We start from the raw sequence: 12587 nt of genomic DNA on the forward strand, positions 1-12587 counted from the left end.
ACTCATTATATCAGATGTTCGACTCATTTTTCAAAATCAACCGCCGCTTTTTCCTCTTGCGCAAAAAAATGTTGAATATCTTCGGCAATTTCGGTTGGACTAGCTTCAATCAGAGGTAAGTTTTTAGGTAGACCTTTGACCATCCGTTTGCCATACTTCGTTGATAACAAGCGTCGATCAAGGACGACCATCACGCCTGTATCCTCTTCAGAACGGATCAAGCGCCCCAACGCTTGGCGTAGCCGTAGAATCGCTTTAGGTAAGGCATCTTCTTTGAAAGAATCGATGCCTTCTGCTTCCAAGAAGGCATGCCGTGCTTGGACCATTGGTTGCTTAGGATTCTCAAAAGGTAAGCGAGTCACCACAGCGATCTTCAAGGCCTGACCTGGTAGGTCGACCCCTTCCCAAAAACTGCTAGTCCCTAATAAGATGCCATTTTCCGCTAATAAAAATTTCTTTAAGATTTTCTCACGGGTTCCGCCAGTTCCTTGAGCAACGATTTCTCTGCCATAATGCAGGGCTTTTTTATTCAATCGATCATAGACATTTTTCAAAGTTTCGTGCGCCGTAAACAACACAAGCGCTGGTTGCGGATTGTCAAACAAAATTGGGACTAACGCTTCGACTAAATAATCCGCGTATTCAGCAGCTGATGCTTGTTGGATCGAGAGTCCTTTTTTAACTACATAGAGTCGAGTTTGTTTGCTGTAGTCATAAAAAGCGGGGATCGTTTTGACTGGCACATCGGTCAAGCCGATCTGATGGGCAAAATATTCTTTTTTTCCTGGGATCTTCAATGTCCCCCCAAGATAAATGATGTGCTGATAGCGTTGATACCACGTGCTTTCCACGATCGAATGCCCTTCTAGATCAGCTAATTCAATCACAGCATTTCCTGACTGGGGATGCTTTTTCAACCAATGAACGTAACGAGGATGCCACCAAGTCAACCATGCGGTCACCGTTTGTTCCTGGGTTTCCATTTGACCAAAGAAATCAAACAAACGAGCAATCACGATTCGTTGTCTTGCATACCACCGATCATTGGTCAACTCGAATCGCTGACGCAACTGTTGTTGGATCTCATTGATTTCTTGATAGTAAAGGCTCAATTTCTGATGCAGCTTGTCTTGTTCTAACGTGCCATCATAGAGGTCGTCATGGTGCACGACTTGTAGCTCTGGCGCATCGATCGACAAACTGCGAAAATACTGTTCTTGTGTTTCGACCAAGATCGACAACGCGTTTCGATACAACGAGAACATCCGTTGCAGAAAGTCATCCTCGGTAATGATTTGGGCAATTTCTTCAAATAGGCCTTCTTCATTTAGCTGTAAAAACTGCCGCTTGAAGTGAGCAGAGTCAAAGACATGTTGACTAAAGCCTTCTGCTTGCTGCGGCAACTGTTGGGCTTCATCAATCAATAAGTAATCACTCGTTGGCAACAGTGGCTGCGCTCGCCGGTTTTCCTGCATCAAAAAGGCATGGTTGACGATCAAAACATTGCTTTGCGCCATCCGCTTATATAAATGTCGAACAAAATCTTGTTCATAGAAGGGTTGATCTTTGGCTAAAAAAGCAACGCCGCGATGGCGGATGTCGGTAAATAAAGGATGATCAAGTCGAACCAAGTTCAATTCATCGAAATCCCCCGTTTCTGTTTTAGTCAGCCAAACTAAGATCCCCATTTGGTATTGCGCATATTGCTTTTGCTCTATCGGTTGATCAAGGGTCGCTTTAAAACGCTGCAAATCAATGTAATGACGATGGCTTTTGACCAAGACCGCTTGCAAAGGCTGCTGCAGTACTTGGTTCACCAATGGAATGTCTTTGCTAATGATCTGATTTTGTAAAAGAATCGATGAGGTGCTAACGATCAATGGATTTTCTGGCGTCGCTAAATAAGCGGCTGGAAACAAGTAACCGATGGTTTTTCCCATCCCCGTTTCTGCTTCAATAATCAAATTTTTCTCTGGTTGGGTGTAATGCGTATACACCGCATTCATCAAGCGTGCTTGTTGTTTCCGATAGACTAAGTGCTGGCCAAAGCGCTGTTCTTTTTCCGTTTTAACTTTCGGATACGTTTCTTGAAAATGCGTAGATTCAAAAAGCGGGACGGTCTTTTTCCGCAAGACGATACCGTCGATCACTTCTAAATCTTCTGCCAACTCTGGGCCTTTTTCTTTTAAGATCCCATGGATATAGTCACTCGTTTGCATACCCATTTGACCGCTTAAAAGCGCAATTTGTTTAAGGGTCGTCCGTGGCAGTTCTCGCATGATCGCTTCGATATACAAAAATAAAGCTGCGGTCACTTCTGCATCACTATCTGCTTGATGCGGGTTATCATGACGAAAGCCAATGCTGTCTGCTAGGTCACCTAAACGAAAGCTGCTTTCTGTTGGTAAAAACACTTGTGCCAATTCCACCGTATCGATTCCGGGAAGTGATAAAGGTGGCAGCCCGCAACGCACAAATTCATTGCTTAAAAAATGATAATCAAAATAAATATTATGCGCCACAAAAATCGTGTTGCTGAGTAAGTTATAGATCGTATCAGCTACGTCTTCGAAATATGGCGCTTTGCTTACTTGTTGGTTTGTGATGTGTGTCAATCGTTGAATTTGCTTAGAAATTCTGCGGTCAGGGTTGATATCTGCGGCAAAACGATTGATGATCTTGCCATCTTGGACTAGGACACAGCCAAATTGAATAATTCGATCAACCGTCGAATCGGTTCCTGTTGTTTCAAGATCCACCACAGCGTATATGGGTTTCATTGTATTCCTCCTTGCACACTGTCTGCATTATACTACAAAATCAATGGCGATTACATCTGTTTTCCCACTAGATACAAGGGTTCTCAGGAGGTAAAACTAGAAAGATAACCGTTCGCGTGTCCCATATGAAAGAGTTTGTTGCTGGTCGCTGATCGCTTTTTTCGACAAAAAAAGGGATCTTTTTTATAATTTACTATAAGGAGGCGAAAAAAATGAATGATTTCAAAAACAAACGAGTGATTGTAACGGGGGCTGCTTCAGGAATTGGAAAAGCAGTGGCAGAACAATTTCTAGCCCATGGTGCTCTTGTTGGGTTGATTGATCGCAATGAGAAAGAGCTGCAGGAGTTTCTTGCTGACTATGACGCACAAACCCACTATCGTGCCGTTGACGTCACTGAAGCAGAGAAGCTGCAAGAAGCGATGAGTGGTCTTGTGGAAGAACTAGGTGGTCTCGATGTACTTCACGTCAATGCCGGCATCAACGGTACTTGGACACCGATCGAAGAATTGACGGTGGCGGAATGGGACCAGACAATCAACACAAATTTACGCAGTACCTTTATTACCGTCAAAGCTGCGATCCCATTTATGAAAGCAAACGGCGGCAGCATTGTCATTACGAGTTCAGTCAATGGAAACCGCATCTTCAGCAATTTTGGTGCGACTGCTTACAGTACGTCTAAGGCAGGTCAAGTCGCCTTTACAAAAATGGCTGCGCTGGAACTTTCTGGTTATAATATTCGGGTCAATGCCATCTGCCCTGGGGCGATCGCGACGAATATCGATGCCAGCACAGAAATTGAAGAAGAGGTTGCTCGCGTTGAGATCCCCGTCAAATATCCAGAACGTTCTCGACCATTAAAGCAAGAAACAGGCGTGCCAGAACAAGTCGCCAACCTTGTACTTTTTCTATCTTCAGAGGCTGCCGGCAATATTTCTGGAACGGAAGTCTATATTGATGGAGCGGAATCTTTACTTTAATCCAACAAAAAAACGAAAAATCAAACCTGATCCCCTCACTTGTTTCATTGAAGCCCTTGAGATGAATCATTTCTTGATTTTTCGTTTTTTCGTTTTGGTTATTTTTCCACCAAAGCCGCGATTTCTTCTAGAAAAGCAGTTTTGCCATAAAAATCTGCATTTAGTAACTCTGGAAAAATGGCTTCAAAGAAATAAGTGACACACGGACGATGCTGAAACTCTTTGACGGTTAAAACGGCCTCTCGAAACATTTCTTTGTATACTTTATCTGGGTTGCTTTTTGAGATCTCTTCAAAAGATTCGTACAAAAGATCGATCTTATCCGCAATTGCTAATAGCTGCCCTTCAAGGCTGTTGTCTTTGCCATCCGCTAAGCGTCTGCGATACGTTGCTTGAAAGCTTCCTGGAATTTCTTCTTCGATGAAGGCATCGGTCATTTTTTCTTCAACGGTTGATAACATTGCCCGCAATTCTTTGTTCGCATATTTGACCGGCGTTTTGATATCACCGATGAAACGTTCGGTGTAATCATGATTCAAGGCTTTTTCGTAGAGAATTTGCCAATTGACTTGATTCCCCGCCTTTTCTTCGATATCAGCTAAGGTCTGGGCAATCATCGTTACTCGAAATGAATGAGCAGCGACACTGTGCTCAGTAAACTTAAAAAAACCCGGCGCTCGTTGGATCTTCTCTAAATTAGCCAATCCGAGAATAAATTCATTCAACCCCATAAATGTGCCTCCTTTTTTTAAGAGTATAACAACTCCTTTGTCTGCAAGCAACTATCTCGCGCACAAAAAAAGAGCAGCTAAGCTGCTCTTAAAAGGCATTCACTAATTATGCTTTGTTAACGTTAGTCGCTTGAGGGCCACGTTGTCCGTCTTCGATATCGAAAGTCACTGCTTGACCTTCTTCTAAAGTTTTGAAGCCTTCGCCTTGGATAGCTGAGAAATGAACGAATACATCGTTACCGTTTTCTGCAGTGATGAATCCAAAACCTTTGTCTGAGTTAAACCATTTCACTGTACCTGTTTCCATAATAAAAATCCTCCTTGTGTTTATACACATATTTTGCAATTACTTGTATAAGGTGAAAATGTGGAAGATGTTTAAGATGAAACAAGCTACCATAATTTACCGTAACAAAAACTACACTTTGTATTATAGCACATTATCTTCATTATGACTAATAGAAAATCAAAAAAAATGAAAACGCCTTTATTTTTTTATAATTCGCAAAAAGACTGCTGCATTAAAGATCTGCAACAGTCTTCTCTTTTTTGGAAACGATTTATTGGCTAACGACGCAACTGCGTTTAGTAGCGCAAAATCGCCGTCAAACTTTTTTCTCCAGGGGCATCTTTTTGTTCCAAGATAGATACCTCACCGCCGTTCTCTAAAACATCGATTGCCAGTGTATTTAACACTTGCCGCCGATCGTACTCTGTATCAGGATCTTCTCCAAAACCATCGGCGAGATTTGAGGTAGCCACAAACAGATAGGCGATCCGGCCTTCTTTGGCTGCAGGCACGATATCAACCAATTGGTCAATAAATTTTCGATCCAACAGCTTACCGTATTCCCCAACTTCTTTTTGTGTCAACTCTGCAATCAACTTATGCGTACACGTTTGGATCTCTTTCAAGGATAACGATGCTGGGGAAGAGGAAATACTTGGTTCTGCTTTGAAAAAGTTCGTTTTTGCCACTTTTTTAAACAGCGTTTGATTTTCTGGTAATGCAAACAGATACATTGGTAAATGCTCTTCATTTGAAAAATCATTCTTGAAAAATGCATCAACTGCTTGGTAGTAGTTGACGTGATCGATCTCGACTTCTTCATCTTTGGCACTAAAGCCGTGATAAGCAACGCCTTCTCCCCCTGAGTTAGGGCCACCTTGAGCACTGTAATTAAAGTTACCACCACCAGTGACTTCTTCCCCCAGCGCTTTTTCAATCGTCGTCGGTGCCTCTTCTGGCAACTCGACTTCACGCACTTGATTGTTTTCAACTTGATAGACTTGCATTGAATCGCGATTCAACGCTAAGAGATAAAATGGGTAATTAAATTGTGCATTTTTGATGACAGCTAATACATAAGGGGTTTCCCCTACGTAATATTGATCATCCACACGAATACTTAACCGATGGACCAGTACCTCTTCTGGGGTGATAATCACCGCCACACTTGTTGTACTGTTGCGCCAAAATGATTGATCTGCAAGCAGTTCATCAATTTTCGTTTGAAAAAGATCCCAAGAATGTTCTGGGTATTTCTTTTCAAAGCGGCGCTTCGCATCTTTGGCAAAGTTCTTAAATTTGATTTGATCCTTTTCGACATTCTGGTGGCCGACATGCGTATTGAGCATGATCGTGACAAATGGTCCTTTGATTCCGTCAGATATTACCTGCGATAAAAAACTTTTTCCAAATTTTCCCATTCCACATTACCTCCTGCTTAATCAAATACAAATAAAGTGTACCATGCTTATTTTCTTCCATAAAGTAAAACGATTGCACGATTTTATTTCCTCATTCGTCTTTCTGATGACTCACTATACCGACTATTCTTCAACGGATCTGTCAATGTGTTTCTGGTGGCCCATAGAAAGCCTCGCTTGGTCCAAGTCTGAATGGTCGGCTCTTTCAGCTCTTTTAGACTGTGTCCAACAGATTGGAAAAAGACTCGGCCCTTGCCCCATTTTTTGATCCACATCATTGGCAGTATGACTTCTTGGTTAGCTGCATTCGGATGATCTTTAGCGGCAAATGTTGAGGTAGCTAACACAGTGACGGCTGGATCAACCAGACAATAGTATTGCTCCGTTGTCAACTGAGGGATCGATTGCGTATTTGCCGTAATATAGTGATTTGTCGTAAGATCGATGCTATAGGTCGTTTCCAAGCCGCCAGGATGTGCCAAAAAACAGCCGCCAGTCAGAAACAACCAGCCTTTACTGGCTTGAAAAGCCGAAGCAAAGCCGCCATGAACTCCTGCTAATCCTAATCCTTCTGCTACAGCCTGAGTGACATTTTGCAGCGGCTCATCAGGTAATTCTCCACGCGTCCAATTCATGATCAACAGATCCAGCCTTTTTAATTCTTCTTTATGATAGAGAGGTTCAAAATCTGAGGCGAGTGTCACCTGATATCCTTCTGACTCCAGCAACGTTTGGTAAAACTGACTGGTTTCTTTTGGGGCGTGTCCTTCCCATCCTCCGTAAATGATCAATGCTTGTTTCATTTTGTGTTTCCTCCTTTCTTTCTAACTTAGCGAAAAAAACGCAAAAAGCGAAGCAGAACGATTCTTCGTTTTCCTTCGCTAGTAATTTTTTCTGATTTAACGATTAATTGAACGCCCGACACGATTGATCGTATGGCGCATGCCTCTAATTGCAACCGATGTTTCGAAAATATTTTCGGTCGGTGCCATGCCGCCATAGCCGGCATCACCGATATGCTGCAGATCGACCCCACAGGTTTTGTTGATAATGGCTAATTGCCGCAACGTTTCTGGACGTGCGCTTTCTTGACTCGTTCCGATCGCTGACATCGTCAATAAGTCATATTGTTTGGCAATTTGAACAGCTTCAATCAGATCCTTTTCTAGAAAGCCTTGAATCGAGCCAACGGAAGGCAGTAACAAAATATCTGCCCCAGCTTCAGCGTAAGAAATGATGGCTTCTCGATCAACCACAGGCTCATCTGAGCCGGCACTGTGCATTTTTCCAGCGATGATCAACCCAGAGAAATGTTCTTTTGCCAATTTTACTGCTTTAGCGATTTCTCGGTTGGTCACACCTGTTCCAGGATTGCCTGTAAAGCAGAGAAAGTCCACCCCGAGTTCTTGGGCTTTTTTGATGGTGTCAACCGAACTTGTTCGGCCTTGACTGATGCTGATCTTTTCACTCATCATTTCCGTTGTATCGGGGATCGGCTCAAGATTGATACCGACAGGTCGTCCAATCAGTTGCTTTAATTGGGGAATCGGATTTTCAATCGGCTGTGTAGAATCCAGTAGCTGATCCACGGTGACATCTGGCATTCCAAAAATAGCTGGGCGATAACAATCAAACCCATTCAACAAAATTAAGTCAGCCCCAAAAGCTGCCGCGACTTCTGCGTTGGTGATATCGCCAGCTTGCGGCATGGTTTGAACCACCGTTTCACAGACGATTACTCGTCCTTCGCTCGCTTTAATGGATTGTTTCAATTCTTGCGCCGACATTTCTTTGATTTCACTATAGTTTGCACTTATCAATCGTTTGACCATGTTTTTCTTCCTTTCTTTTCCTTCTCATCTTGCGAGAAACACGAATAACAGGTAAAATATAGCTATTGTGTTCCCTTAGTTAAATGGATATAACAAGTCCCTCCTAAGGATTAGTTGCTGGTTCGATTCCGGCAGGGAACGTTTTTTGAAGAAAAAGATTCCTTATTTTTAAGGAATCTTTTTTTGTTAGAAAGTGAATGCGTCTGTGTCGATTGGCTTAGAAATAGTCTTCCAATAGTGGTTTTCCTGTTGGCAAGTTTTCCTGAATCAACACTGCAGCTTCCTGGTCCGTTTCCATTTGCTGGAAAAAGACCAGAGAATCGAGGGATTGTGCCTGCAAGAACAGCTGCACAAAACGCTGAATCGACAAGGTTGCTTTTGGCAGCTTGGTGGCCGTCGTTTTCGTGACCTGATGCTGAGCGTTTTCGATTGTCACTTCATAACACCCATTATTCCATAGGGAATATTCATCCCCTTGAATTTCTATGGCAAAACGACCAGCTTTTTTCATCGTAAATGGATAACTTTTTAGAAACCCTTCCACATCAATGACTCGCGCCATCATGTCCGGGCGCACTTGGTAGTGAGACAATGGTTTGGCCGCGTTTGCTTGTAGGACTTCCCCATCAAACCCTGGTCGATAGTTAATCTGTGCTACTGAATCTGCATGGGAGACGATAAACCGATTAAATCCTTGGTAAGCATTCGCAGTCAAATAGCCCCACTCTTGAATATCGAAACGTCCTCCCTCGATAAAGTAAATCAAGTAGCCTTCAGGGACCCCTGCTTCATTGCGATAAATCGCAAACGTATACGGTCGGCGCAAAACAAACTTGATTTCTTCCCACCAGGGTTGGCGAATCAGTCCGCCCTTTTGATGGCGCGGCAATTGATGATAAATCTCGTGAATGATCGGCTGTGCTTCCTCCCAATTCATGCGTTGAATCGTTCCATTCACTTTCTTGCCATCGGGCCATTGATGCGCATCGACTTCATAAACCGTCCGTTCAAAAGTATACTCATACCCATATCTACGATAAAAAGCAAAGGAGAAAGGTGCCAGATAGGAAAGAACGATTTTTTGTTCATAGCAGTCCTTAATGATTTGTTTCATGATCCGATCGATCCGACCTTGGCTGCGATATTCTGGATACGAAGCCACAAAACCGATCCCTGCCATCGGATAACTCGTTCCATGAAAGTTCACATCAAAAATCGTTGCCATGATTTGGCTCGCCAATTTTCCATCCCCATCGTAGGAACCATAATTCCAAGAATTTTCCGCAAGCTTGCGATAGCGCTTGATATTTGTTTCATTCAATTCCCACTGAAAGGCATAAGAAACCAAGTCCAGTACTTCTTGCGAACCAAATTCGGTCATTTTTTTGACATCTGTCATTCCTTCATCTCCTCTACTTGAAAACACACAAGAAACGCAAAAAAGGCGTCAGTCGACCCCTTAATATGCTTCTTCCATCATACTCAACATTTTTTTAAATTGCTTGCGTTTGAAATATCCTAGAATCGTACCTAAGAGCATGTCATTTAATTGCTGAATCATGCCTTCAGAAGTCATTTTTTCTTCATAATGCAAGTTGCAGTGCGACTCGTCTATCGTTTCGATCTGATAGTGTACACGGAAGGTATTTTTTTTCGTCGCCGTTTGGAACGCATAGGCTTGATTCTTCTTGACCGTTTCGATTGTTATGGTGGCATTACTATCTTTATAAAACTGTTTAAGATAGCTGTATCCTTCTAATTGCTCTTCAGTAAGTGTTTGATCTGTCGCTTGTTTAATATCATGTAACACGGAATCGATGATCGTCTTATATAAAAAGTCAGCGGGTACATTCATTTTTTTAGTGATTTCCATCTTGCGCCTCCTTGTCTTTCTTGTTGCGTTTGTGTCCAATTGAAGCCATGATTCCTCCAATAGCCATTAGAATGACTGACGTGATGAGATTCACCCAGTGGTATTCACCTGACTGCGCGTTAGCGCTGTATATAAATAACATACTACCGATGCTTATAAAAAACAATCCATTTTTAAACATGATATCACCTCACTATTGACTAACGACGTTAAAGTATAGTACTCGACCCCAATCAGTATTTTTGATTGCGTCTTTGGCAAGTTTCGCTGCTTTTTCTTTGTCTTCTGCCGTTGTTTCAAAAATCAACTGAATCCCTTTTTTTTCTTTAAAGGTATACTTGATCTCACCTTCTGTCAGAGACTCAAGTAATGCTTTGATGTTGTCTTGTTGCATCGCGGAATTTACAATAATCATTTTTTCTCCTCCTAAAAAAGATAGCTAGATGGGTGAAGCCACCCATCTAGTTTATTTGATTAGTTCTCTTGGTCTGCTGGATTGATTTTGTTGGCAGCAATAATAAATGGTGCCCAGATCAATAAAGCTACAGCCAAATTAATAATTGTCAAGATGATCGCACGCCAGTCTCCACCGGTAGCTAAGAAGCCGCTTAGGATCGTTGGCATTACCCAAATCACATTTACCACAACTGGTGCAACTAACCCTAAAGTTGTTGCAAAGTAAGCAATCGTTGCTGTAACTAACGGTGCAACAATAAATGGAATGATAAACAATGGGTTTAACACGATTGGTAGACCAAACATTACTGGTTCATTGATATTGAACAACCCAGGTCCAATCCCTAGTTTACCAACTGTCTTATAGTCGGCACGTTTAGAGAATAGCAAGATTGCGATCAAGAGCATTAAAGTCACACCTGCTCCACCAGGCCAAACAAATGCTTCGAATGAACCTGCTACCCATTTATAAGGAACAGCTTCCCCTAATTGATAAGCATTAGTATTTTCAACCATTGCCACACCGTAGATCGATTGTAGAACAGGTCCCATGATATTTGTTCCATGTAATCCAAAGAACCACAAGACATGGACAAGTAAAACAATGATAAATACGGCAAAGTACCCTTGAGAGAGACCCAATAATGGTTTTTGGATCGATTCGGAGATCCAGTCAATTATCGGCATACCGACAAAGCGTTCAAATAGATAGTAAATCAAACCTGAAGCATATAGTCCGGCAATCCCAGGGATAATCGCTGCAAAGGCACGGGAAACTGCTGGTGGCACTGAATCTGGCATTTTGATAATAATATTTTTTTGCATCAATTTTGCAAAGATAATAACTGAAACGAAACCAAAGATGATTGCCGTGAACAATCCAGAGCCACCCATATAGGCGCTAAATGGGAAGTAGCCCCAGCCTGCAGCGCTGATCGTTGAACCATCTGCTGCAAATCCTGATGTAGCACTTGTACTGTTGATCATGTCTACCACGTTTGCTGGTAGTGCTTCTTCTAACGCTAAAGAAAGAGAAGCAGATTGTGGAATACCCATAATAAATGCTGCTAAAGAGACCAACGCACCTGATAGTGCATCAACATTGTAAGCCTTCGCTAAATTATAACCGAATGAAGCTGAGAAGATAACCGCCATAATTGCTAAGGTACCTGTCCAAACTAAACCATTGACTGCGATCACTGGCGTGAAAAATTTCGTGATTGCATTGTCCGCACCAAGATAAGTGTTTGGAAAATCACGCATGAAGGCGTTCAATAAAACTGCAATTGCCCCAGCCATCGTTGCTGGCATCATTCCGATAAAAGCATCCCGCAAGGCAACCAAATGCTTTTGCGCACCAATCTTAGCTGCAACCGGGAGAATGTGTCTCTCCATCCAACTTGTTAATCCATCCATTCTTAATTCCTCCTATAAGTTCTATTCGTCAAAGAAGATTTTTTGAATCATCGACAATAACTACTTCTATCCGTTCAAAGATTATTCGTTATTTAGACGTCGATAGACATCAATGATTTCTTTCGCTAAATCGGTAAATGCGATTGACGTCATTAGGTGATCTTGTGAATGCACGGTCAACAATGTCACGGTCATATGATTGCCTTGCGCTTCTTGTGTCAACAATCCTGTTTGCGAATGATGCGCTTCCACAAGAGATGCTTCAGCATCTTTGATTTTTTGGTCAGCTAATTCGAAGTTCCCTTCTTTTGCTGCCGCGATTGCTTCCATTGCGTCACTTTTTGCATTACCACCATACATGATCAATCCCATAATGGCTTCCAAATTTTGCTCATCCATCTTTAAAAATCCTCCTTACACTTCGATCCTAAAAAATCTTAGTTCATTAATGTTTCTGCTTGTTGCAATACTTTTTCGCCGTTCATCATGCCATAGTCTGCCATGTTGATCACGTCCAAAGGAATGCCTTTTGGTGCTAATTTTTGTTCAAATTGTGATTTCATGAAACGTACTTGTGGTCCTAACAATAGAACATCGACTGGTTTTGACTCCAAATGTTGGTCGGCTTCTGAAGCTGAAACAGCAAAGATATCTGCTTCCATTCCTTTAGCTTCGGCTGCTTTTTGCATTTTTGTCACCAATAGACTGGTACTCATTCCTGCTGAACAAACCAGCATAATCGTTTTTTTCGCCATCGCGCATCTGCTCCTTTCTGTTGTAAGTTACACTTTACTATAAAGCAAAAA

Annotated in this window: 14 protein-coding genes and 1 tRNA gene; 2 read left to right on the forward strand and 13 right to left on the reverse strand. The window is 42.2% G+C overall.

The features are described 5' to 3' along the window. Positions 1-23: 23 nt before the first annotated feature. Entirely contained in the window at positions 24-2780 is a 2757-nt protein-coding gene (locus tag ACIPK1_RS14200) for a helicase C-terminal domain-containing protein (RefSeq protein WP_400451208.1), read from the reverse strand. 212 nt (positions 2781-2992) lie between these two features. Here ACIPK1_RS14200 and ACIPK1_RS14205 point away from each other — a divergent pair, with 212 nt between their 5' ends. After that, the gene (locus tag ACIPK1_RS14205; RefSeq protein WP_400451210.1) at positions 2993-3763 is read left to right on the forward strand and encodes an SDR family oxidoreductase; all 771 of its coding nucleotides are present in this window, start codon (positions 2993-2995) and stop codon (positions 3761-3763) included. Between the two features lie 98 nt (positions 3764-3861). Here ACIPK1_RS14205 and ACIPK1_RS14210 read toward each other — a convergent pair whose 3' ends face one another. The 5 genes from ACIPK1_RS14210 to ACIPK1_RS14230 all read right to left on the reverse strand — a co-directional run bounded on the left by ACIPK1_RS14210 (position 3862) and on the right by ACIPK1_RS14230 (position 8036). Then, entirely contained in the window at positions 3862-4494 is a 633-nt protein-coding gene (locus tag ACIPK1_RS14210; protein WP_008381147.1) for a YfbR-like 5'-deoxynucleotidase, read from the reverse strand. Positions 4495-4600: 106 nt separating this feature from the next. Further along, a complete protein-coding gene (locus ACIPK1_RS14215) occupies positions 4601-4801 on the reverse strand; it encodes a cold-shock protein (RefSeq protein ID WP_003126918.1) in 201 nt (66 codons plus the stop codon). A 278-nt stretch (positions 4802-5079) separates the two neighbouring features. Then, a complete protein-coding gene (locus ACIPK1_RS14220) occupies positions 5080-6204 on the reverse strand; it encodes a hypothetical protein (protein WP_005236938.1) in 1125 nt (374 codons plus the stop codon). Positions 6205-6287: 83 nt separating this feature from the next. Next, on the reverse strand, positions 6288-7007 hold the full coding sequence (locus tag ACIPK1_RS14225; RefSeq protein ID WP_400451212.1) for a ThuA domain-containing protein: 720 nt from the start codon (positions 7005-7007) through the stop codon (positions 6288-6290). A gap of 96 nt (positions 7008-7103) precedes the next feature. Then, entirely contained in the window at positions 7104-8036 is a 933-nt protein-coding gene (locus ACIPK1_RS14230; RefSeq protein WP_086299619.1) for a PEP phosphonomutase, read from the reverse strand. A gap of 69 nt (positions 8037-8105) precedes the next feature. On the opposite strand from ACIPK1_RS14230, the gene ACIPK1_RS14235 reads away from it, so the two are divergent. After that, positions 8106-8177, forward strand: a tRNA-Arg gene (locus tag ACIPK1_RS14235). A 76-nt stretch (positions 8178-8253) separates the two neighbouring features. Here the strand turns inward: ACIPK1_RS14235 and eis are convergent. The 7 genes from eis to ACIPK1_RS14270 all read right to left on the reverse strand — a co-directional run bounded on the left by eis (position 8254) and on the right by ACIPK1_RS14270 (position 12536). Further along, entirely contained in the window at positions 8254-9435 is a 1182-nt protein-coding gene (gene eis / locus ACIPK1_RS14240; protein ID WP_400451214.1) for an enhanced intracellular survival protein Eis, read from the reverse strand. Between the two features lie 60 nt (positions 9436-9495). Continuing rightward, positions 9496-9909, reverse strand: a complete 414-nt coding sequence (locus tag ACIPK1_RS14245) for a DUF3284 domain-containing protein (RefSeq protein ID WP_008381141.1) — start codon at positions 9907-9909, stop codon at positions 9496-9498. After that, entirely contained in the window at positions 9896-10090 is a 195-nt protein-coding gene (locus ACIPK1_RS14250) for a hypothetical protein (RefSeq protein ID WP_005236946.1), read from the reverse strand. Before ACIPK1_RS14250 ends, ACIPK1_RS14245 begins: the two co-directional genes overlap by 14 nt. A 12-nt stretch (positions 10091-10102) precedes the next feature. After that, positions 10103-10324 carry a hypothetical protein gene (locus ACIPK1_RS14255; RefSeq protein ID WP_005236947.1) on the reverse strand — a complete coding sequence of 74 codons (222 nt, stop codon included), beginning with the start codon at positions 10322-10324 and terminating at the stop codon, positions 10103-10105. A 59-nt stretch (positions 10325-10383) separates the two neighbouring features. After that, entirely contained in the window at positions 10384-11781 is a 1398-nt protein-coding gene (locus ACIPK1_RS14260; protein ID WP_005236948.1) for a PTS sugar transporter subunit IIC, read from the reverse strand. Positions 11782-11862: 81 nt separating this feature from the next. Then, positions 11863-12180, reverse strand: a complete 318-nt coding sequence (locus ACIPK1_RS14265) for a PTS lactose/cellobiose transporter subunit IIA (protein ID WP_005236949.1) — start codon at positions 12178-12180, stop codon at positions 11863-11865. Positions 12181-12218: 38 nt separating this feature from the next. After that, positions 12219-12536: a PTS sugar transporter subunit IIB gene (locus ACIPK1_RS14270; protein WP_005229471.1), complete on the reverse strand. Its 318-nt coding sequence runs from the start codon at positions 12534-12536 to the stop codon at positions 12219-12221. Between the last annotated feature and the right edge of the window lie 51 nt (positions 12537-12587).

The organism is Enterococcus sp. NPDC086594 (genome assembly GCF_044746145.1).
Lineage (GTDB): Bacteria > Bacillota > Bacilli > Lactobacillales > Enterococcaceae > Enterococcus_D > Enterococcus_D entomosocium.